At 53.2% G+C, this 20,480-nt stretch carries 20 protein-coding genes; 9 read left to right on the top strand and 11 right to left on the bottom strand.

The annotated features are described in order from the left end of the window. Positions 1-12: 12 nt before the first annotated feature. From ACN0R1_RS08960 to ACN0R1_RS08915, 10 genes are read right to left on the bottom strand one after another with little or no spacing between them, the layout of a single operon-like run. Entirely contained in the window at positions 13-1,710 is a 1,698-nt protein-coding gene (locus ACN0R1_RS08960) for a complex I subunit 5 family protein (protein WP_417582008.1), read from the bottom strand. Further along, positions 1,707-3,203 (bottom strand): complex I subunit 5 family protein, encoded by a 1,497-nt coding sequence (locus tag ACN0R1_RS08955; protein ID WP_417582006.1) that lies wholly within the window; start codon positions 3,201-3,203, stop codon positions 1,707-1,709. The genes ACN0R1_RS08960 and ACN0R1_RS08955 overlap by 4 nt, the downstream gene beginning before the upstream one ends. Then, positions 3,200-4,663, bottom strand: coding sequence for a complex I subunit 5 family protein (locus ACN0R1_RS08950; RefSeq protein WP_417582004.1), 1,464 nt, complete (start codon positions 4,661-4,663; stop codon positions 3,200-3,202). The genes ACN0R1_RS08955 and ACN0R1_RS08950 overlap by 4 nt, the downstream gene beginning before the upstream one ends. Then, the gene (locus ACN0R1_RS08945; RefSeq protein ID WP_417582002.1) at positions 4,660-4,965 is read right to left on the bottom strand and encodes an NADH-quinone oxidoreductase subunit K; all 306 of its coding nucleotides are present in this window, start codon (positions 4,963-4,965) and stop codon (positions 4,660-4,662) included. Before ACN0R1_RS08945 ends, ACN0R1_RS08950 begins: the two co-directional genes overlap by 4 nt. Further along, positions 4,955-5,911 (bottom strand): hydrogen gas-evolving membrane-bound hydrogenase subunit E, encoded by a 957-nt coding sequence (mbhE, locus tag ACN0R1_RS08940; protein WP_417582001.1) that lies wholly within the window; start codon positions 5,909-5,911, stop codon positions 4,955-4,957. Before mbhE ends, ACN0R1_RS08945 begins: the two co-directional genes overlap by 11 nt. After that, positions 5,904-6,245 carry a monovalent cation/H(+) antiporter subunit G gene (gene mnhG / locus ACN0R1_RS08935; protein ID WP_417581999.1) on the bottom strand — a complete coding sequence of 114 codons (342 nt, stop codon included), beginning with the start codon at positions 6,243-6,245 and terminating at the stop codon, positions 5,904-5,906. The genes mbhE and mnhG overlap by 8 nt, the downstream gene beginning before the upstream one ends. Next, positions 6,242-6,520, bottom strand: a complete 279-nt coding sequence (locus tag ACN0R1_RS08930) for a monovalent cation/H+ antiporter complex subunit F (RefSeq protein ID WP_417581997.1) — start codon at positions 6,518-6,520, stop codon at positions 6,242-6,244. Before ACN0R1_RS08930 ends, mnhG begins: the two co-directional genes overlap by 4 nt. Then, positions 6,517-7,020 (bottom strand): Na+/H+ antiporter subunit E, encoded by a 504-nt coding sequence (locus ACN0R1_RS08925; protein ID WP_417581996.1) that lies wholly within the window; start codon positions 7,018-7,020, stop codon positions 6,517-6,519. The genes ACN0R1_RS08930 and ACN0R1_RS08925 overlap by 4 nt, the downstream gene beginning before the upstream one ends. 20 nt (positions 7,021-7,040) lie before the next feature. Continuing rightward, entirely contained in the window at positions 7,041-7,943 is a 903-nt protein-coding gene (locus ACN0R1_RS08920) for a ChaN family lipoprotein (protein WP_417581994.1), read from the bottom strand. Continuing rightward, positions 7,943-8,269: a hypothetical protein gene (locus ACN0R1_RS08915; protein ID WP_417581992.1), complete on the bottom strand. Its 327-nt coding sequence runs from the start codon at positions 8,267-8,269 to the stop codon at positions 7,943-7,945. The genes ACN0R1_RS08920 and ACN0R1_RS08915 overlap by 1 nt, the downstream gene beginning before the upstream one ends. Positions 8,270-8,377: 108 nt before the next feature. On the opposite strand from ACN0R1_RS08915, the gene parC reads away from it, so the two are divergent. Next, on the top strand, positions 8,378-10,654 hold the full coding sequence (gene parC / locus ACN0R1_RS08910) for a DNA topoisomerase IV subunit A (protein ID WP_417581990.1): 2,277 nt from the start codon (positions 8,378-8,380) through the stop codon (positions 10,652-10,654). An 18-nt stretch (positions 10,655-10,672) separates the two neighbouring features. Here parC and ACN0R1_RS08905 read toward each other — a convergent pair whose 3' ends face one another. Continuing rightward, a complete protein-coding gene (locus ACN0R1_RS08905) occupies positions 10,673-12,331 on the bottom strand; it encodes a hypothetical protein (RefSeq protein ID WP_417581988.1) in 1,659 nt (552 codons plus the stop codon). 166 nt (positions 12,332-12,497) lie between these two features. Here ACN0R1_RS08905 and ACN0R1_RS08900 point away from each other — a divergent pair, with 166 nt between their 5' ends. The 8 genes from ACN0R1_RS08900 (at position 12,498) to ACN0R1_RS08865 (ending at position 20,465) form a co-directional block, all read left to right on the top strand. Continuing rightward, positions 12,498-13,754 (top strand): glutamate-5-semialdehyde dehydrogenase, encoded by a 1,257-nt coding sequence (locus ACN0R1_RS08900; RefSeq protein WP_417581987.1) that lies wholly within the window; start codon positions 12,498-12,500, stop codon positions 13,752-13,754. Positions 13,755-13,757: 3 nt separating this feature from the next. Beyond that, the gene (gene nadD / locus ACN0R1_RS08895; RefSeq protein ID WP_417581985.1) at positions 13,758-14,417 is read left to right on the top strand and encodes a nicotinate-nucleotide adenylyltransferase; all 660 of its coding nucleotides are present in this window, start codon (positions 13,758-13,760) and stop codon (positions 14,415-14,417) included. 7 nt (positions 14,418-14,424) lie between these two features. After that, positions 14,425-14,772: a ribosome silencing factor gene (gene rsfS / locus ACN0R1_RS08890; RefSeq protein ID WP_151057633.1), complete on the top strand. Its 348-nt coding sequence runs from the start codon at positions 14,425-14,427 to the stop codon at positions 14,770-14,772. Between the two features lie 2 nt (positions 14,773-14,774). Next, a complete protein-coding gene (rlmH, locus tag ACN0R1_RS08885) occupies positions 14,775-15,242 on the top strand; it encodes a 23S rRNA (pseudouridine(1915)-N(3))-methyltransferase RlmH (RefSeq protein WP_417581983.1) in 468 nt (155 codons plus the stop codon). 9 nt (positions 15,243-15,251) lie between these two features. After that, positions 15,252-17,141, top strand: a complete 1,890-nt coding sequence (gene mrdA / locus ACN0R1_RS08880; protein ID WP_417581981.1) for a penicillin-binding protein 2 — start codon at positions 15,252-15,254, stop codon at positions 17,139-17,141. Further along, complete coding sequence (rodA, locus tag ACN0R1_RS08875) at positions 17,134-18,276, top strand: rod shape-determining protein RodA (protein WP_417581979.1); 1,143 nt, start codon at positions 17,134-17,136, stop codon at positions 18,274-18,276. The genes mrdA and rodA overlap by 8 nt, the downstream gene beginning before the upstream one ends. 67 nt (positions 18,277-18,343) lie before the next feature. Next, entirely contained in the window at positions 18,344-19,222 is an 879-nt protein-coding gene (locus tag ACN0R1_RS08870; protein WP_151057625.1) for a septal ring lytic transglycosylase RlpA family protein, read from the top strand. Positions 19,223-19,307: 85 nt separating this feature from the next. Then, positions 19,308-20,465, top strand: a complete 1,158-nt coding sequence (locus ACN0R1_RS08865) for a D-alanyl-D-alanine carboxypeptidase family protein (protein WP_417581977.1) — start codon at positions 19,308-19,310, stop codon at positions 20,463-20,465. Positions 20,466-20,480: the final 15 nt, after the last annotated feature.

Below are 20,480 nucleotides of genomic sequence, written 5' to 3'. Positions count from 1 at the left end.
CCGGTCTGCCTCCTAGCTCTGTGTCACCGCCATAATCAGTGTTGCCACGACGACCACTACACCGAATAACCAGGCGATCTGACTTTTTGCCAATTGCTCGGGCAGCGGCAGGTTGTAGAGGGTTTTCAGTGATTCCATACCTGGTAGCCAAGTGGGTAGCACCGGCACTTGGTTTAGTTGCTTAAGCCTCTGCCATAGCGCCACTATTCCACGCTCCAGCAGCACCACCAAGTCACCCTGCGGCAATCGCCAGGCGGGACCTTTGCGACTGATCAGCCAAGCCATTGCCAGCGTGATAGCCGGTACCCATAGCAGCCCCATATAGGCGGCTGGCTGTTGGTAAAGTGGTGTTATCTGCAGGGATCCGGCCAGCAGTTGCGGTGCCAGGGCACTGGTTAACACCGTAGCGGCAAAACCCAGCTGCATGCGCCAGTCGGCAGTCTCCGGCTGATGGCTTCGCTGTTGCCAGAGAAGCCATAAGAAACGCAGCATCAACGCGGTTGTCGCCAATGCACTCAGGGTCAGGCTGGTGATCAACCAGCCGGGTAGGCCATCCTGATACAGCTGGGCTTTCAGCAGTAACTTGGCCTGAGCACCACTGCCAAATAGCCCGATCAGTGACAGAGCTGGCAATAGCATCCCCAGACCCAACAAGAATACCGGAATGCCCTGGTAAGCATCCTTGAAGCTGACCGATAAAAATAACGCGCCTTTGGTCAAGGCATGATGCAGAGCGTAAAACGCCAGTACAGGCAGCAGCAAGACGGTTAGGTCGGGTAGGATAAACAGGCAACCCAGTGACAGCGTCATAATGCCCATCTGACTGATGCTGGAATAGGCCAGTACGGCTTTAGGTGAAGCTTGCATCACACCTATCAAGCCCGCACCAAAGGCGGCAAGCAAACCGATAAGGATGAGTATTAATCCCCAGGTGGGCTCCTGCATATAACCCAGCGGCAGTAAGCTGAACCAGGCAAATAACCCGGCTTTAATCATGGCGCCACTGAGTACCGCACTGGCGGGAGTCGGCGCAACTGGGTGGGCCAGTGGGAGCCAGAAGTGCAACAACGGAAGGCCCGCTTTAACCCCAAATCCACTGAATAGACAGAACACGATCAGTCCGGCATCAGCTGATTCAACGATGGCGGCTGCAATATCCTCAGATAGCAGCGAGCTATGTCCTGTCGCTGCACTGCCGAGGAATAAACCCGCGAGAATCAGCATTTCACCCATTAATGCCATGATCAGGTAGATTCTGCCTGCACGCAGAGCGGTGCTGTCCCGCTGGTGAATTACCAGCCCATAGGCGGCGAAGGTCATTAGGGCGAAAAAGGTATAGAAACCGATGATGTCGGCGCTGATCAGCAGACCAAGATTGCCCGTCAAGGTTAATAGCCAGAGTAGCCAAAAACGTCTGGCAGCCGGATCCTTGCGCAGATAGCCTAAACCATAGAGTGCACTGAACAGCCACAGCAGACTGGTAAAGGTTAAAAAGGTGTTACTGACAGGCAGATTTTGCCAGACACTGCCAAGTAACAGGGCCGACATATTCAGTTGCTCTAGGGGCATAAAGCTCAGCAGTAACGCGGGTAAGGGGGCTACTAAGGCGGCGTAGCCGAGCATAGAACCTAACCTGGGTAGGCAGCCTATCAGTGCCAGCAGTAGCGGAAACAAGGGTGTAAGCAGGAGTAGCCACTGGGTCAGTGTCATGGCAGATACTCCCGCAGTGTGATCAGTTCAGCCCAACTGAGAGGGCTGATAGATGAGCCGGCAAACAATCCTGCTGCCAGGCTTAGCCCGGCTGTGACCAGCGTTGGAATCAGCAGCCAGGGGGTGGTGTCGCGCCAGCCGACGATCATTTCATCAGGCCAGTCGCCTTGTTGAGGGCTAAACCAGATACGTTTAAGTACCGGCAGAAAATAGGCGGCATTGAGTAAACTGCTACCTACCAGAACGAAAATAACCCAGTTCATGCCAGCATCTAGCGCTCCGCTACCCAAATACCATTTGCTGACAAAGCCTGCTACGGGAGGAATGCCGATCATACCCAGCGCACCAATGGTAAAAGCCACACTGGTCATTGGCATGCGTTTCCCCACACCATCCAGTTCATGAATTTTATGAATTCCCAAGGTTTCGGCATAGTTTCCGGCACAGAAAAACAGGGTGATTTTCATCAGTCCCTGATGCAGCAGGTGTACCAGCCCGCCAATGGTGCCGAGCGGACCGAACAGGCTGATACCCAATACGATGTAAGACACCTGACTGATGGTGGAAAAAGCCAGGCGTTTTTTGATATCGATTTGCTGCAGTGCGCGGAAGGAGCCGTAAAGAATGGTGAAAGAGGCCAATAGCGCCAGTGGAAAGAGCAACCCTTGCTGCCAGGCCAGCTCAATGCCGTAAATATCATAGACCACCCGGACAATACCAAAGGCGCCAGCTTTGACCACGGCAACGGCATGCAACAGTGCGCTGACAGGTGCCGGTGCCACCATGGCGATGGGCAACCAGCCATGGAACGGAAACAAGGCGGCTTTTACCCCGAGTCCTGCGATCAACAGGGCAAAAATGAGTGCCATCCAGCCTGGCCAGGTGCCCACCAGCGCCGCTGTTTTTTCAGTATCCCCAAACGGAATATCACCCCCGAGGGCGTAGAGGGCGACAACGCCGGTGAGTAGTACAACGCCACCGCTCAGGGTATAGATAAGATAGGTGCGCCCGGCGGCTAAGGCCGCTGTAGTGCCGCGGTGGACCACCAACGGGTAGGTGGATAGTGTTAAAAGTTCATAAAAAATCAGGAAGGTGAACAGGTTGCCAGCCAGCGAAATACCCATGGTGCTGGCAACACACAGACTGAAATAGCCAAAGAAACGACTGCGATTTGGTGAGTTTTCCAGATAGCCTATGGCGTAGATGGTGGTAAATAACCAGAGTACCGAGGACAACCCGGCAAACAGCATCGCCAAGGCATCTGCCCGCAACACCATCGACAGCCCAGGCAACACCTCCAGGCTGATCTCTGGGGTGTGCTGCTGTAAGACAAAATAAATCAGCAGCGAGATTAATCCCAGCTTTAGAATGGCGGCGGCCAGGTTTAGAACGCTGCGTGTTCGGTGTTGCTGCTCCGGTAGAATGAAGATGGCCATGGCCGCTATAAATGATGTCATCAGAACAGCCAGTGGCAGGACATTGATCCAGTTCATGGCAGTGCCTCCCTGAGCGGTCCAGGAAGACTAATCAGATCCAGTGGCAACATAGCCATAAAGCCCAGCAATATACTGCTGGCGGATAAAAACAGTGCGATTAGTTCGAGTGATAACGCCGGTCTGGCAAAGGTATCACCTTCACCTGTTTCCCGGTAGGTGTAGGCGAAGACACGAAAAATATACGCGGCAGAAAGTAAACTGCCGAGCAACATCACCAGTGTCCACCACCATTGCTGTGAAATCAGGCTGCTTTGCAACAGCAGCCATTTGGCACTGAATCCCCCACTAGGTGGCAGCCCCATGATGCTGACGCCGGCCAGACCGAAAGCGAAAATATTCAGTGGACGATAACGGCTCATCCCAGCCAAAGCCGTAAGTTCCTGTTTGCCGGTACAAAAGATCAGGTTGCCAGCCGCCAGGAACATCCCGGCTTTGGCCAGCGCATGGGCCAGCAGCATCAGAATCCCGCCCTGATAAGCCATCAAGGTGGCTTCCGGGTACTCAGCTGTCAGCAGTGGAAACATCAGCAGCATATAGCCGATTTGGGCCAGGGTGGAGTAGGCAATGACCATTTTCAGTTGCTGCTGTCGCAGTGCCATCCAGCCTCCCCATAACACCGCTCCACTGCCGAAAATGCCCAGCAGTTGCGACAGGGCTGGCATCTGACGATAGATGTCCAGCTCTATCCAGAAGCGCAACAGAATGTACAAGGATGCCTTGATGACCAGTGCGGACAGCAGTGCACTGACCGGTGTTAGCGCACCACCATGTGCCGGAGGTAACCAGGTATGCAAGGGAAAGACCGCTGTCTTGAGCATTAAGCCTGCCAGAATTAAGGCGATGGCAACCTGTGATGTTGCACCGACCTGCCAGTGCGCCGCAAGACCATCCAGTGCCAGGGTGCCGTGGGCGCCATAGAGCAGGGCTACGCCGAGAAGATAGCCCATAGAGCCCAGTAGTGCTGCATACAGATAGCGGATAGCCGCTTCCAGGGATTTGTCATCGGCGGCAAAGGCGACTAGCCCGACGGCGGATAAGGTCAGCAATTCCAGGCCAACATACAAGTTGAAACTATCCGCCGCCAGCCAGATGCCATTCAGTGACGCCCAAAGAAACCAGAAAAGTGGCCAGAAGCTAGCCAGTTTCTCAAGTGTAAGATATTGCTGGGCATACAGGGCACACAGCATACCGACCAGTGTGCTCATGAGTACAAACAGGGTGGCCAAGCCATCGGCCCGCAAGGCGATTCCCAGAGGAGCTTGCCAGTCTCCCATGGCATAAGTCACCGGACCGGCATGTTGCACCAGCAGTAACAGCGATACCGATGCCGTCAGTTGCGACAAAATACCCAGCAGTGACGCAACTGAGCGCAGCCGCTCAGGTAACAGCATCGTCAGAACCGCACCAGCCAGCGGTATGATCAGTAACCAGGGGATCGGGGATTGCATCAGACTCATAGTCTGTCATCCTCGGGTAGCTGGGTGGTGTTTTTAAGTTGAAACCAGCGCCTGATCAGTAACAGTGCCAGGGCTGTGGCTGCTACGGCGACAACAATGCCAGTTAGCACCAACGCCTGCGGTATGGGATCAGTCTCCCCTCGGCCCTGTTGAGCAAAGCCCACTAATATGAGAAAGGTGCCACTGCCTAACAGGTTGAAGGCGATCAGTCGTCGCAGCAGATGGCGGTGATAGATGAAACCGAACAGGCCTAAGCCACACAGGCCGATACCCCCCAGGGTAAATATCAGATCACTGCTCATGGGAAGAGTCTCGATCGAGTGGATTGACCGGAGCATTGGCCAGGGTAAATAGACTTAGTAGTATCAGACCGATAGACAGCGTCAGGGTTAGCTCTATGACCAGAATCAGCAATCCGGCCGCCGAGTCCGGGTAAGTCAGGAAGGGACGTCCACCGATCATGGCGCTGGTGGCAACGGCAAGAAAAACGCTGAATCCCAGCACCAGTCCGAGTTTCATCAGTTGATGGCTCAGGTGTGCTGAAAGGCGAATGCCGGCGAGCTGCAACAGAATAAATGCAGCGGCTAATACCGCTCCGGCCTGAAAGGCACCACCAGGTCGATCAGCACCGGCCCAAAGCAAGTAAGCCGAGGTGATCAGCATGGCCGGAATGAACAGGGCTAAGCTGGCATGCAGCAGCGAGTTGGGTAAGCCCGGTAGACTGTCGGGTTCTGGGTGAGTTGATTTTAAGGTTAGCCCGACCAGTATCGCCAGAACCAGAACACCGATTTCCAATAGGGTATCGTAACTACGAAAATTGAGCAGTATGGCCGTGATTGGGTGTTCCACGCCACTGTTGGGCATAGCTTGCGCTACCTGTTGATGCAGAGCGACCTGCATGTCAGGTTGCTGCCAGACTGCCCAGAAAAGTACGCCCATCAATGCTAGCGCCGCACTCACGGCCAGCCAGAATCGAGGGTGATGCAGGTGGATGCGGCCAGGATGAAGATTGCCGGTTTTTTTCAGGTGCCCAAGGGTATCCAGCAGGAGTACGCCGGTTATGCCTGCACCTATGGCGGCTTCAGCAATGGCAATATCAGGCGCATCAAGCCGGATCCAGGCCAGAGACAAAAGAATGCCCAGCAAAATGAAAAACACCACCGCACGAAAAATGCTTCGACTCATTATGCTGATCAGTGCTACTGACCAGAGGCTTAGCACCAGTGTCCAGTCGATCAGCTCATTCATCGACGCTCTCCTGTCTGCTCTGTTCGTCAGCGCCTCCAGACTGGCGGGTAGGCATGCCCTGAGCATGCGCTTCCCAGGCCACCAGATGGCCACTGAGCGCACCAGCCAGCATGACCAGCAGCCAAATCAACAGCAGCTTGAGGGTCAGGGCCACTGAAAAAGAGCTCGGGATCAGCCCCAGTATGATTAACCCCAGCCCCAGATTGTCGGCTTTGGTCAGTGCGTGAATGCGAGTATAGGTATCGGGAAAGCGTACCAGTCCGATGGAGCCGACAATAAACATCAGTGCGCCGCTGATCAGCAACACAGCCTGTAGCAGTGCCATCGCGCTCATTCTGATTTCTCCCGCGGTGCTGAGGCTTTCCAGACACGGCTGACAAAGGCCACGGCGGCCAGCATGGCCAGCAGTGCCAGAATCAGGGCGGTATCCCGTGCGGCATCCAGTTGCTGAAGCTCGGCCAGTACCAGCAAGACAGCAACACCGGTGGTGCCGAACAGTTGTGCGGCCAGCAACCGGTCGGCCAGTTGCGGTCCCCGAAGAATGCGTAGCGCGCCGATCAGTAACGAAACCAGCAGTAAGGTTAGCGTAATCAGATAGATACTGGTCATTCAACCTCCCTGGCAGGCAGTAGGCGGGCTATATGACTTTCCAGCTGGCGCAGACTCTTGCGTGTTATGTCGGCTGAATCCAGAGAGTGGATTAATAGTCCCTCAGCCCCGGATCGCACACTCAGGGTGCCAGGCATCAGGCTCAGGCTGCTCATCAACAGCCAGCGGGGTAAGCCCTGTAGCGACGTTTCAAAGGGTACCATAATAGACATTAAGGGTAGGCGAGGTGACAGGGTGCGTCTGGCAATGTCTAATCCAGCAATCAACGAAGTGGTAAGAAAGTACAGCAGGAATCCAGGTAAGGCCGGTAGCCAGAAGCGATGCGTTCCGGGCGTGCTCAGAAAAAAACTGACATAGACACCCAGAAGGATGGCCGGTAGGCCGATAATCCAGCTGCCTGAATCACCACTCGTCAGAGCCCACCAGAAGCCTGCCGCCAGTATCAGGCGCCAGAGGAGTGCCATGGGTTTATTCAGAATGCTGTTTATCACCTTTTCCATAGCGGGTTCATCCTGACAGATTACTGAAATGCGGCACAGTGGTCTTGTTCAGGCATCGCTGGGGTAAAGAGTAACAAATCGGTGCTGATTTCCCCAGCCGTATAGCCTGGATAGGTATCTTCCAGATAATAAGCCGGATCAACCTGCTCGCTCAACGGCACCATGATCAGGCTGGTTGATTGGAGTGTATCCGGCAACCAACGCGCAACACCTGTGTCTTTGCGGGTATGCTGGGCTCCCGCAATCAGTACATTGATTTTGTCTGTTTGGGTGGTGGCTTGCATGCGACGGGCCATCTGCTGATCCCGGGCCAGTTGTACCTGCAACATCTGTATTAAATTGGTGCGCGGTAATTGTTGGCAATGACTGGTGTAGATCAGTTCCATCATATAGCGGGTATGGGCGGTATCCAGGTAGCCTTCAGCCGCACCTTGTTGATAGGCCTGCATTTGTGCCGTACGAGGCAAATCAGCCGCAACCACCTGTTCCGCTTGATTCAGTGCAAATTGCAGCTGTGGCGCATAGCGTTCCCAGGGCCAACCCGCGGACCAGTTGAGTGCTTCGGCTGTTGCGCTATCACCACGACCTGACCACTCATCAATAAGTGGCTGTTGATCTGAATTCGCCATCTCAAAGGCCACACTACCCAGGCGGTTATGCTTAGCCAGTTGGGTGAGAATCTGCAGTTGCAGCTGATGATGATCGGGATGGTCGTGCTGCTCTCCCAGCATTAACCAACTGCCTTGTGGCAGTGAATCAAGTAGTACGTCTAGGCCAACATATGACTGCTGTTCGCTATGCCAGAGTTTACCCACCAGTGGGTGGTCAGCCTGATGGGGTGCCAGCCAACGGCTATCGGCCTGAACCGCGGTGGATAGCAGTAGAGCCAGCCCGAGTAGCTGTATAAGTAGTGGGGAACGCATTAGAGTTTTCCTTTGGCTTTAACATCCAGATAGTCGCGCTGAATCACAGTTTCCAATGCGTTAACGGCCGTCACTAACTCATCGAAAGTTTCTCTACACTGCTTGAGTTGTTTGATCTGATCTGCAGAAGGGACCGAATCAGGGGATAGTTTGGCAATTTCCAATAGCTCGGCGATGTAGGTTCCCCGGGTGTGTGCCACCATGGATAAGAGCGGTTTCAAGTCTTCCAGGCTGAGTTGTGGGATCATCGGGTTGATGATTTCGCGGTTAATTTCACGGCGAAATTTTTCCAGTTCCAGCATCAGGCGGTTGTTTGTGACAGTCATCGGACTTTCCTCTAGGGTAGTGATAGCCTTATTATGGTAACAGGGTTGCAATTGTGAAGCCTGTTTGTTGATATTTACGGAAAAAAACCGACTCTGACCGGAAATCTAATGCCAATAGAAACCACATTTAACGGTGAAACTGAAAGTTTACCCCTACGCACTTTCAGTGAGAAAGCCTACCTGGATTATTCCATGTATGTCATCCTGGACCGTGCCCTGCCGCACATAGGTGATGGCATGAAGCCAGTGCAGCGCCGCATCATTTATGCGATGTCAGAACTGGGCTTGAAAGCGACGGCAAAACACAAAAAATCGGCGCGTACCGTCGGTGACGTGTTGGGTAAGTTCCATCCGCATGGCGATTCTGCCTGCTATGAAGCGATGGTGTTGATGGCGCAGCCCTTCAGCTACCGTTACCCGCTGGTGGATGGACAGGGCAACTGGGGATCGCCGGATGATCCCAAGTCGTTTGCGGCCATGCGTTACACTGAATCACGCCTGTCTCCCTATGCTGAAGTGCTGCTGAAAGAACTGGGGCAGGGTACGGTAACCTGGCAGCCAAACTTCGACGGCACGCTGGATGAGCCGGAATTTCTCCCCGCTCGACTGCCAAACGTGCTGTTAAACGGCGGCACGGGTATTGCTGTAGGTATGGCGACGGATATTCCACCGCATAATTTGCGTGAAGTCGCCGCTGCCTGCATATATCTGCTGGATCACCCGCAGACCAGTGTTGAGCAGCTGTGCGATATTATCCCGGGTCCAGATATGCCCACGGAGGCAGAAATTGTCACCCCGAGGGCTGACCTGGAAAAACTTTACTGCACCGGGCGTGGCTCGTTGAAAATGCGTGCTGTGTATATCCGTGAAGACGGTGATATTGTCATTACCGCACTGCCTTATCAGGTCTCGGGTAATAAAGTGCTGGAGCAGATAGCCGCACAGATGCAGCAGAAAAAACTGCCGATGGTCAGTGATCTGCGTGATGAGTCGGATCACGAAAACCCCACCCGTCTGGTCATTGTGCCACGTTCCAACCGTATCGATGCCGAACAACTCATGGCGCACCTGTTTGCCTCTACGGATCTGGAGCGCAGCTACCGCGTGAATATGAACATGATCGGTATCGATGGACGACCTCAGGTGAAGGATCTGCGCCAGATACTTACCGAATGGCTCAGTTGGCGCACCGAAGTGGTACGTCGCCGACTGACGCATCGCTTGCAGAAGGTCATGGAACGACTGCATATTCTTGAAGGCTTGATGATCGCCTACCTCAATATTGACGAGGTGATCCGGATTATTCGTGAAGAAGATAATCCCAAGCAAGAGATGATTGCACGTTTTGGTATTAGCGCCATTCAGGCCGATGCGATTTTGGATCTGAAACTGCGCCATCTGGCCAAGCTTGAAGAGTTTAAAATCCGCACCGAGCAGAATGAGCTGGATGAGGAGCGTAAGTATCTGGAAGAAACGCTAGGCTCAGCCGAGCTAATGCGCAAATTGATTCGCCAAGAGATCGAAGAGACTGCCGAAGAGTTTGGTGATGCGCGTCGTTCACCGCTGGTGCAACGTGAAGAATCTCAGGCCTTCAGCGAAAAAGACCTGTTGTCAGCTGATCCGGTCACGGTGGTACTGTCCAAGCAGGGTTGGATCAGAGCGGCCAGAGGGCATGATATAGATGCGGTGGGCTTGAGCTACAAATCGGGTGACGCCTTTAAGCTGGCGTGTCCCGGGCGCATGAATCAGCCGACTATTCTGCTGGATTCCACCGGGCGCAGTTACACCCTGGATACGCATACTCTGCCTTCTGCCAGGGGGCAGGGTGAGCCAGTGACCGGTAAACTGTCGCTGCCTAAAGGGGCCAGTATTGACGGTATGATCTGTGCGGCGGAGCGAGAGCGCGTGCTGCTGGCATCCGATGCGGGTTATGGTTTTATTACCTCTATAGCCGATTTGAGCAGTAAAACTAAAAACGGCAAGGCGGCGTTGAGCCTGCCGAAAAATGCTCGAGTTCTCAGTCCGGTGAAAGTCAGTGACCTGCAGCAGGATTTGCTGGCGTCGGTGACCAGTGACGGGAGGATGCTGGTGTTCCCTGTCAGTGAGCTACCGGAGCTAAGTAAAGGCAAGGGCAATAAAATCCTGAATATTCCTTCAGTACGTGCCGCGGCTCATGAAGAGCTGCTGGTTGCAGTAGCCATCTTGTCGCCGGGTGACTTATTACAGGTCAACTCGGGCCGTCAGCACCTGAAACTGAAAGCGACTGATCTGGAGCATTATCGCGGTGAGCGCGGACGTCGAGGTAACAAGCTGCCGCGGGGTTATCAGCGTGTGGATGGTTTAGAGGTGATCAAGGCGGCTGGGGAGGATATCCCCAGCAGCTGATAGGTTGCTAATTAGTGGCTAAGAGGGTTCACGCTGGCTGAGTTTAAGCATCAGGTGGCGTGACTGCTTTTCCAATAGATCCTGATAGGATTTGCTGATTTGCAATACCAGTACCTTGTCTTCATCTTCCCGGCGGATGCTGGCGCCTTCCAACAGGGTGCGCTTCAGGTCGGGAGCTTCGGTCAGTGCCGTATGGCTGATCAGTTCGTTACTCTGGGTGGTGCGGGTTAGAAAACGCGCTTCTTCCAACAGCCGCTCCAGCTTTTCTACCTTGCCGCGTACTAACGCCATGTGCAGATTCATGACGGGACGAAACAGGCGAATGCGCGACTGGTTGTATTGTTTGTATAAATGCGTGAACAGCATGGCGGCACACATGGCATTCACACCGTGGGTATCGTCAGCCTGGGGTTGATCAAAAATCATCTGCAGATCAGCATTGCCCGCTTTAACCACCCGGCCGTTATAAATAACAGCCACTGAGTTGGCCAGCATGCGGTAGGTTTTCAGTAGAGACTGGTGCTCTTCTTCCTCTACCAATTCAGAATGCGCACTGGTGGCATCGATCAGTAACAAGTAACCCGCATCTTCTGCCGCTAGCATCAGCTCCAGATCCTGCTCAAAGGCATAGAGGTTTAGCTGTTCCTCGTCGTCATCCAATGCGCTGAGCAAGGGATTATTACGCAGTCGAGACGTTTCTTCAGCCGGAAGTGCCGCTGGTTTTTGCTCTTCCAATTCAACATAAGCTTCATCATCCTGACTATCCTGGTCACGCATGTATCCGGCTGTAGCTGGCGTGAAACGAGGAATAGGGCCACGTTCGCGCTCAGGCTTCAGTAGCGACACCAGTTCCTGGTCATTCAGCTCTTCATCACGGGCACTGAAGCTGAGAAAGGTATTGTCTGACGGGTTAGGTTTATCGCGTTCAGCAACGAAACTGTCTGATGTTGCCTGCGGTGCGGCTGGGCGTTCAGGCGTGGGAGGTGCCGTTACCTTTACGGGTTCGGGTTCGGGTGCGAGTACTGGAGGTAGTTCCAGATCGTCCATATCATCTGGATCAAGAATCGGTAGACTGTCCGAGCCAGCATCGGCTTCACTGATTTCCTGCATCACCTCATCAAACTGGCGCTCCGTGTCCCTGTCCTGCTGTTCAATCTCAGCCGTTTCAGCCCTGGCAGGACGCATGCTCAACCAGATGCCGATCAACATCAGTAGCAGCGTTGCCGTAGCCGACAACAAAATCATTAACTGCTGGCGTTTGAGCACGGCTAACAAGGGAGAGGGATCAGCCCAGACGGTCAGTTCACCTAATGGCTCTTCATTACGTATCAGTGGTACGTTTAATGAACGACCCTGATGTTCTCCACTGATGCCAAGTACATTGTCTTGGTTGTCAGTCAGGCGCATACCTCGAATCATCGGCTGGTTAGCCAGTTCATTGAGCAGGTAGTTGAGGCTGATTCTGTCTTCACTCATGACCAGCGGTTTGAGGAGCAGTGCAGCGCTTTCTGCCAAGGCGCCGCTGCTGAGCAGCGCTTCCTCTTCAGCAATGCGCTGGTTGTCCATTTGGATTAATAACAGGGTGATGATCAGACCCAGTACAAATGCCAGGATCACTGCCAGCATGGGGCGCATTGGGCGTGGAGCCTTGTCGGGGTTGGGCGGCACTGTTTGCATAACGGGATGGCTTCCGGAAAGACCTTAGAACAAGATTTGAATGATACCAGTTCGTGGCCAGTAGTCACACTGAGGAATGGATACTTCGTTGATTGGCTTAAATGCGAATGACCCCCGCTCTCTGGCAGGCTATAATGGTTGTTTTTACGCGTTACGGACAGTCTGGATGAATACACAAGAGTATATGATTGCGTTGGGCCAGCAAGCTCGGCAAGCCGCCAGCCAAATGGCCAGTGCAGACACTGGGCAGAAAAACCGGGCATTGCTAGCCATGGCAGCGGCTTTGGATGCCGCTCGACCTGTGTTAGAGCAGGCTAATGCTGAAGACATGCAGGCCGGGCGTGCCAAAGGCCTGGATGCAGCTATGCTTGACCGTCTGGAACTGACCCCGGCTCGGATCGATAATATGATCGAAGGGCTGCATCAGGTGGCGGCGCTAGCCGACCCAATAGGTGGTATTACCGGCATGAACTACCGGCCGTCAGGCATTCAGGTGGGTAAAATGCGGGTGCCCTTGGGTGTGATCGGGATTATTTATGAGTCTCGGCCTAACGTCACTGCGGAAGCCGCCAGTCTGTGCATCAAATCAGGTAATGCGACCATTCTGCGCGGTGGCTCTGAAGCGTTGAAATCCAATCAGGCCATCGCCGCGTGTATTATCAGTGGCTTGCGTGAAGCTGGGTTACCGGAAACCGCTGTGCAGGTTGTCGCTACCACTGATCGGGAGGCTGTGGGCCAGTTGATTAGTATGCCTGACTATGTCGATGTGATCGTACCGCGTGGAGGCAAAGGGCTGATTGAACGGATTGCGCGGGATGCACGGGTGCCAGTGATTAAGCATCTGGATGGAGTCTGCCATGTCTATATAGATAAAGCGGCTGACAAGGTTAAAGCGATCAATATTGCCTTGAATGCCAAGACTCACCGTTACGGTACCTGCAATACCATGGAGACGTTGCTGGTGCATAACGAACAGGCGGCGGCTGTATTGCCGGATCTGGCTGAACGTTATCAAGCCTCAGGTGTGGAATTGCGCGGTTGTCCTGATACGTTAAAGTTACTGCCACTGATTAAAGCGGCCGATGAGAGTGACTGGTCAACTGAGTATCTGGCCCCTGTGCTGGCGATTAAAGTTGTTAGCAGTCTTGAAGAAGCCATCCAACATATCAATCAGTACGGTTCACACCATACCGATGCCATCGTCACAGAAAGCTATACCGACGCCAGAGTGTTTCTGCGGGCGGTGGATTCCAGTTCAGTGATAGTGAATGCATCCACCCGTTTTGCTGATGGTTTTGAATATGGTCTGGGTGCTGAAATCGGTATTTCTACGGACAAAATCCACGCCCGTGGTCCGGTTGGATTAGAAGGGCTGACATCTGAAAAGTATGTCGTTCTGGGAGATGGGCATGTCCGGCAGTAATCAATGCAGATAAATGAGCCCTTTGTGTTTATGGGGGGCACCTTTGATCCTGTTCACCATGGTCATCTAAGAACAGCGCTGGAAATTCAGCAGTGGTTGCAGCTTAGTCAGGTCACGATGATCCCGTCAGGCGCGCCAGTTCATCGTCAGCATCCAGGCTGTTCAGCCGAGCATCGGCTGACCATGGTCAGGCTGGCGGTGGCTGACGCCGCGAGTTTGTGTGTCGATGCACGTGAGGTCAATTCATCGGAGCCTTCCTTTTCGGCTCTGACATTGGCTTCGCTGCGAGATGAGCTGGGGCCGGAGCGTCCTATCTGTATGGTTATGGGGATGGATGCCTATTTAACCCTGCCACAATGGAAAGACTGGCATACTTTTTTATCACTCTGTCATATCATTGCGGTCGCGCGTCCCGGTTATCGGTATCAGCCAGTCGCGCAGATGGATGAGTTTACCCGGCAGCATGCGATCAAATCATCGCGTCTGCTAACAGAAAAGCCCTGCGGTGGTGTTCTAATTCACGAACTGACGCCCTTGGGAATCTCAGCAACACAGATACGTGAACTGATCAGTCAAGGGCAATCGCCGCGCTATTTGATGCCTGATCAGGTATGGGAATACATTAAACAACATCAGCTTTACGGCTATAAACGAGGTAAATAGATTAGTGATGCAAACTGAGCAACTGATCAAAAAAGTGCAGGCAATTTTAGACGATATGAAAGCCAGGGACCTGGTTGTCCTGGATGTAACCGGCAAATCCAGCGTGACAGATTTCATGCTGATTGCCAGTGGTACATCCCGTCGTCATGTGGTTTCCATGGCCAGTGAAGTTATGGAGAAGGTCAAAGCAGAAGGTGTGCAGCCCATCGGTTCGGAAGGGCAGGAAAGTGGCGACTGGATTCTGGTGGATCTGGGTGATCTGGTGGTTCATCTGATGATGCCAGATGCGCGCAGCTTCTATGATCTGGAACGCCTGTGGCGGCACTCCCCGGAAGACGCTGAAGCCATTTCCTGATTATGCGGATACGCTTGCTGGCTGTGGGTCAGAAAATGCCGGGCTGGGTCGAAGCTGGCTATCAGGAATACAGCAAACGCCTGCCAGCTGACTTTCAGCTGGAACTGGTGGAGTTGCCTCCTGGCTACAGAGGGAAGGGCGCTGATCCGGCACGTGCAATGCGTGCCGAAGGTGACGCTATGCTGGCGGCTCTAGGTAAAAATGAACATGTTATAGCCTTGGATGTCCAAGGCAAACACTGGTCGACAGAGAACCTTGCCAGCCATGCCGAAAACTGGCGAATGCAGGGGCGTAATGTCAGCCTGTTGGTGGGTGGGCCGGATGGTCTCGACCCGCGTTGTCTGCAAGTGGCCGATCAGAAGTGGTCATTGTCAGCTTTAACGCTGCCGCATCCGCTGGTGCGGGTACTGCTTGCTGAACAACTCTATCGTGCTTGGACCCTGCTTCAGGGTCATCCCTACCATAAATAACAGGTTATTATGCAGCAGGCGGAAACACTCAAGGACTACAGTCGAGAGGCGCAAACTTTCAAACGTCGAGCCTTGTTGGCATTTATCATTGTCACCTTGGTGTTTCTGGCGTTGGTTGGCCGTGCCTACTTTTTGCAAGTGATTGAGTATGATCGCTATTCTGCAATTTCTGATCGTAATCGCATACAGCTACAACCTGTGGCACCGCGACGTGGGCTAATTTATGACCGTCAGGGTATTTTGCTGGCTGACAATCAGCCGACCTTCAGCGTCACGTTGTTGCGTGAAGAAATCAGTGATATGGATGAGACTCTGGCTGCCCTGGCTGACTTGATAGAAATCAGCGAGCGCGATATAGAGCGCTTTCGTGTGCGCCTGCAGCAGCACCGTCGTCCCTATGAATCAGTCCCCTTACGCTTTCGTTTGACCGAAGATGAGATTGCCAGAATATCCGTAAACTACCATGTATTACCGGGGGTGCAGGTAGAGGCCGATTTAATCCGCTATTACCCTTATGGCGAGTCTTTGGCGCATGTGTTGGGTTATGTGGGGCGGATTAACGAGCGGGATCTGCAAACCCTGGATCCAGTCAAATATGCCGGTACCAATTACCTGGGTAAGCTCGGCATTGAACGTTTTTATGAACCTATATTGCACGGCGATGTAGGATCTCGGAAGGTTGAAACCAATGCACGTGGCCGTGTGCTGCGTATTCTGGAGCAGAATGATCCAGCGCCGGGCGCTGACATTAAACTGAGTCTGGACTTAAGGTTACAGCAGTTTACCGAAAAACTATTGGAAGGCAGGCGTGCCTCAGTTGTTGCCCTTGATCCGAAAACCGGTGGTATTCTGGCATTGGTCAGTACGCCCGCTTACGATCCTAATCTGTTTGTGATGGGGATATCCAATACAGACTACGATGCTTTACGCGATGATGTCGATCTGCCGTTGTTCAACCGGGCCGTCCGCGGTGGTTATCCACCGGGCTCAACGATTAAACCCATTATGGCGATGGCGGCGATAGATTCAGAAACCGTGCGGCCGGATTATACCATCTGGGACCCCGGCTACTATCAGATCACTCCGGGAGGGCGGCGTTATCGCGACTGGCGTCGGGGCGGACACGGACGGGTGAATATGAACCTGGCCATCGCTCAGTCAGTAGATACCTGGTTTTATGATGTCGGCCATCGCATGGGTAATGAGCTGATGGCGCGTTATATGCGTATGTTTGGCTTTGGTGAGGTCGCGACACTGGATGCGCCCGAGGCGATACGCGGTGTCTTGCCCACGGCCGACTGGAAGCGCGGAAGCCTGGGAGAGCCTTGGTATCCGGGGGATTCAGTGAATATGAGTATTGGTCAGGGCTTTTTGGTCGCAACACCTTTGCAACTGGCTGTGGCGGCCAATGTGCTGGCTAACCGGGGTAAGTGGCAGCAGCCTCGTTTGCTTATGGGGGTCATTGAAGAGACGGATGAGGGTGAGGTGCTGACCTTGCCAGATATGGTCAAGGAGCGCCCTGTACCTGAGGATGTGGCGATTAAACATCCTGAGTATTGGGATTCAGTTATTCAGGGTATGGTTGATGTTATGCATGGGCCTACCGGCACGGCAAGGCGTGTTGGTCAGGGGATGGAATACAAAATGGCAGGTAAGACCGGTACCGCGCAAGTGGTCGCGATACCCGATGATGGACGCTATAAGCCTGAGGAATTAAGTGAGCGCCATCATGATCATGCGCTGTTTATCGCCTTCGCACCGGTGGAAGACCCTCAGATCGCCATTGCCGTCGTGGTAGAAAATGGTGGGGGCGGTTCCAGTGTGGCTGCACCTATTGCCCGCCGAGTGATGGATGCCTGGTTGCTGGATCGCTATGAGCTGGAGGTAGAGGATGAGTAGCCGAGATTTTCAGAGGACTATGCCGGGAGCAAGTACTCACTTTCAGCGAGCGCCCGGTTGGTGGAGTTATACCCATCTGGATGCCTGGCTGCTGTTGCTGTTACTGGTTTTATGCAGCTTTGGCCTGTTCGTACTCTATAGTGCCTCCAGTCAGGATATGGAGTATGTGCAGCGCCAGGCGATTCGTATGGCGGCTGGTTTTGCCCTGTTGATTTTTCTGGCACAGATTCAACCACGATCCTTTATGTTGATGGCCCCTTGGCTTTATCTGCTTGGCGTGGGGTTGTTGGTTGCGGTAATGTTGTTTGGTGTATCGGCTAAGGGCGCGCAACGCTGGATCGCCTTGCCGGGGTTTCGTTTTCAGCCCTCTGAGCTGATGAAGCTGGTACTGCCGATGGCCATGGCCGCTTTTCTGGTACGCGATCATTTACCGCCGACGCTCAAACGACTGGTGGTTGCAGTGATTATTATGGCCATACCTGCCGCGTTGATCATGAAACAGCCAGATCTGGGTACCAGCTTGCTGATTGCCAGTTCAGGTATCTTTGTTATTCTGCTTTCCGGCATTTACTGGCGTTATGTGTTAGTGGCATTGGGGTTGATGGGTGCCGTCTTGCCGGTGTTCTGGGGTTTCATGAAACCCTATCAGCAGCAACGCGTGCTGACGTTCCTGAATCCAGAAAGTGATCCGTTGGGATCGGGTTGGAATATTATTCAATCGAAAACCGCCATAGGTTCCGGTGGTCTCTCAGGTAAGGGCTGGCTAGAGGGTACCCAATCACAGCTGAATTTTTTACCTGAATCGCATACGGATTTTATTATTGCCGTGATCGGTGAAGAGTTGGGGCTGTATGGTATTGCTCTGCTGATACTGCTTTATTTACTGATTATTGCCCGCGGCATGGTGATAGCCGCACGAGCGAATGATAGTTTTTCCCGGCTATTGGCTGGTGGCGTGACCTTGACCTTTTTTGTCTATGTGACAGTCAATATTGGTATGGTTAGCGGCTTGTTGCCGGTTGTCGGAGTACCCTTGCCGATGATTAGCTATGGGGGAACATCGATTGTGACACTGATGGCTGGTTTTGGCATTCTGATGTCAGTCAGTGCACATTCAGGGGTGCAAAGGCATTGATGCTGGAGAGTAAAATGATCAGGCAAAGTGTAAAACCGGGACTGGCAAGTGCTGATAGGGGTTGCAGATGCGTGCAGGGCTTATAAGTTTATTGCTTGTTGTGATGCTGGCGGGGTGTTCGTCACGACCGAGTCCACAGGCACCCGTTACTCATCCGACAGACCCCTCAGGTCGTTACAGTATGACCCATGACAAGGCACCGGCGACCCCGCCTGATGTTAGTAAAGTGCCAGATGCTGTGCCTCGTTACGAGCCCTTGAGTCGTGGTGGAAACCGCAGCCCTTATGAAGTGTTTGGTAAAACCTATACGGTGATGCCAAGTGCAGAGGGGTATCGGGAAAGTGGTATCGCCTCCTGGTATGGCATGAAGTTTCATGGCCACCTGACCTCCAATGGTGAGGTGTATGATATGTATGAAATGACAGCCGCCCATAAGAGCCTGCCAATTCCTTCATTCGTTCGGGTTACAAATCTGGATAACGGAAAAAGTGTTATTGTCAGAGTGAATGACCGAGGGCCATTTCATCAGGATCGGCTGATCGATCTATCCTATGCGGCGGCTTATCGTCTGGATATCCTGCAGCGAGGCACAGGGCGGGTTAAGGTTGAGGCTATCACGCCGCGTCCTTCAGGGCAGATGCAGGCTCCGACGTTGGCAGCAGGCCCTGTAGCACCCGCTGTATCAACTTCGCTGAAAGCCTCACATGATCGGCGCTATTTGCAGATAGGTGCATTTGCCAGTGAGGAATCAGCTCGTAGGGCACAGCAGCAGGTCATGCCCTTTGCGGCGGGTTTTGCGGTCGGAATTTACACCGCCAACCCCTCTGGTTCGCCGATTTATCGTGTTAAGATAGGGCCGCTGAATGTGGGTGAGCCGCTGGACAATCTGATTGCCAGTCTGGCGGGTGCGGGTTTTCATTCTCCCCATCTGGTTGCAGAACCTTAATACTGACAATGTGTTGAACCATGCTTTTTTTCGGAAGTCTATTTGCTGACCTTCGATGAGTTAACCGAAACGGATGCCAAAACCGATGAATACAAGATTTTTGAGTCGTACGCTGCTTGCCCTGTTGTTCAGTCTGCTGGCTTTTGCCCAGGTGCAGGCATCGATGATTCCAGCCCCCCCGCAGGTTGCAGCGCGTTCTTATGTGGTGATGGATGCGGCTACTGGCCAGATTATTCTGTCTAAAGATGAACATGAGCGCTACCCGCCAGCGAGCCTGGTAAAGATCATGACCAGCTATATTGCGGAGTTGGAACTGATCAATGGCAATCTGTCTGAAGATGAAATGGTCAATGTCAGTGAAAAAGCCTGGCGTACTGGCGGCTCTCGTATGTTTATTCAGGAAGGCACGCAGGTTAAATTAATTGATCTGTTGCGGGGTATTATCATCTCTTCTGGTAACGATGCGTCTGTCGCTATGGCTGAACATATTGCCGGTAGTGAAAGAGCGTTCGCTGATCTGATGAACCAGCATGCCCGCCGCCTGGGTATGACCAATACCAACTATGAAAATGCCACAGGCCTGCCATCGGATAACCAATATTCTTCTGCTTATGATCTGGCGTTGCTGGCCCGTGCACTGATCACTGATTCGCAGCAATATTACCCGATCTATGCGGAAAAACATTTTGAATTCAATGATATTAGACAGCCAAACCGTAATCGTTTGCTATGGCGTGATGATACGGTAGACGGTATCAAAACCGGACACACCGATGAAGCCGGCTACTGTCTGGTGTCTTCAGCCGTTCGTGATGGTATGCGCCTGATCAGCGTGGTGATGGGCTCTGCCAGCGAAGAGACGCGGGCGCAGGAAACCCAGCAGCTACTGGCCTATACTTACCGTTTCTACGAAAGTACTGAGCTTTATGCCGCCGGTCAGTCGATCAGCGATCAGCGAGTCTGGGGCGGCGAAGTCGATAACCTGAGCATGGGTGTACTCGAAAACCTTTCGCTGACTCTGCCGCGTGGGCAGCAGGATCGTCTGGAAGTGCTGCTGGATCTGCCACGCAATATCCAGGCACCTGTTGCTGTGGGCGATGCTATCGGCTCGGTGGTAGTATCACTGGATGGCGAAGTGATTTCAGAGACCCCTTTGGTGGCGCTGCATGCGGTTGAGCCTGGCAGTTTTTTCAAGCGGCTGTGGCACAGTATTTTGCAGTTCTTTATGAATCTGATCAACTAGAGCTGAGGTGGCTGA

It is taken from the genome of Nitrincola sp. (assembly GCF_048264025.1).
Classification (GTDB): domain Bacteria; phylum Pseudomonadota; class Gammaproteobacteria; order Pseudomonadales; family Balneatricaceae; genus Nitrincola.
This window is presented reverse-complemented; position numbering and strand designations above follow the sequence as displayed.

Coding starts and splice junctions, on each gene's coding strand:
- parC (WP_417581990.1), top strand. CDS start 8,378: ATGCCAATAGAAACCACATTTAACGGTGAAACTGAAAGTTTACCCCTA.
- mrdA (WP_417581981.1), top strand. CDS start 15,252: ATGCAGCAGGCGGAAACACTCAAGGACTACAGTCGAGAGGCGCAAACT.
- nadD (WP_417581985.1), top strand. CDS start 13,758: ATGCAGATAAATGAGCCCTTTGTGTTTATGGGGGGCACCTTTGATCCT.
- ACN0R1_RS08930 (WP_417581997.1), bottom strand. CDS start 6,520: ATGACCAGTATCTATCTGATTACGCTAACCTTACTGCTGGTTTCGTTA.
- ACN0R1_RS08945 (WP_417582002.1), bottom strand. CDS start 4,965: ATGAGCAGTGATCTGATATTTACCCTGGGGGGTATCGGCCTGTGTGGC.
- ACN0R1_RS08925 (WP_417581996.1), bottom strand. CDS start 7,020: ATGGAAAAGGTGATAAACAGCATTCTGAATAAACCCATGGCACTCCTC.
- ACN0R1_RS08865 (WP_417581977.1), top strand. CDS start 19,308: ATGAATACAAGATTTTTGAGTCGTACGCTGCTTGCCCTGTTGTTCAGT.
- ACN0R1_RS08915 (WP_417581992.1), bottom strand. CDS start 8,269: ATGACTGTCACAAACAACCGCCTGATGCTGGAACTGGAAAAATTTCGC.
- mnhG (WP_417581999.1), bottom strand. CDS start 6,245: ATGAGCGCGATGGCACTGCTACAGGCTGTGTTGCTGATCAGCGGCGCA.
- ACN0R1_RS08920 (WP_417581994.1), bottom strand. CDS start 7,943: ATGCGTTCCCCACTACTTATACAGCTACTCGGGCTGGCTCTACTGCTA.
- rlmH (WP_417581983.1), top strand. CDS start 14,775: ATGCGGATACGCTTGCTGGCTGTGGGTCAGAAAATGCCGGGCTGGGTC.
- ACN0R1_RS08870 (WP_151057625.1), top strand. CDS start 18,344: ATGCGTGCAGGGCTTATAAGTTTATTGCTTGTTGTGATGCTGGCGGGG.
- ACN0R1_RS08900 (WP_417581987.1), top strand. CDS start 12,498: ATGAATACACAAGAGTATATGATTGCGTTGGGCCAGCAAGCTCGGCAA.
- ACN0R1_RS08960 (WP_417582008.1), bottom strand. CDS start 1,710: ATGACACTGACCCAGTGGCTACTCCTGCTTACACCCTTGTTTCCGCTA.
- rsfS (WP_151057633.1), top strand. CDS start 14,425: ATGCAAACTGAGCAACTGATCAAAAAAGTGCAGGCAATTTTAGACGAT.
- ACN0R1_RS08905 (WP_417581988.1), bottom strand. CDS start 12,331: ATGCAAACAGTGCCGCCCAACCCCGACAAGGCTCCACGCCCAATGCGC.
- ACN0R1_RS08950 (WP_417582004.1), bottom strand. CDS start 4,663: ATGAGTCTGATGCAATCCCCGATCCCCTGGTTACTGATCATACCGCTG.
- ACN0R1_RS08955 (WP_417582006.1), bottom strand. CDS start 3,203: ATGAACTGGATCAATGTCCTGCCACTGGCTGTTCTGATGACATCATTT.
- rodA (WP_417581979.1), top strand. CDS start 17,134: ATGAGTAGCCGAGATTTTCAGAGGACTATGCCGGGAGCAAGTACTCAC.
- mbhE (WP_417582001.1), bottom strand. CDS start 5,911: ATGAATGAGCTGATCGACTGGACACTGGTGCTAAGCCTCTGGTCAGTA.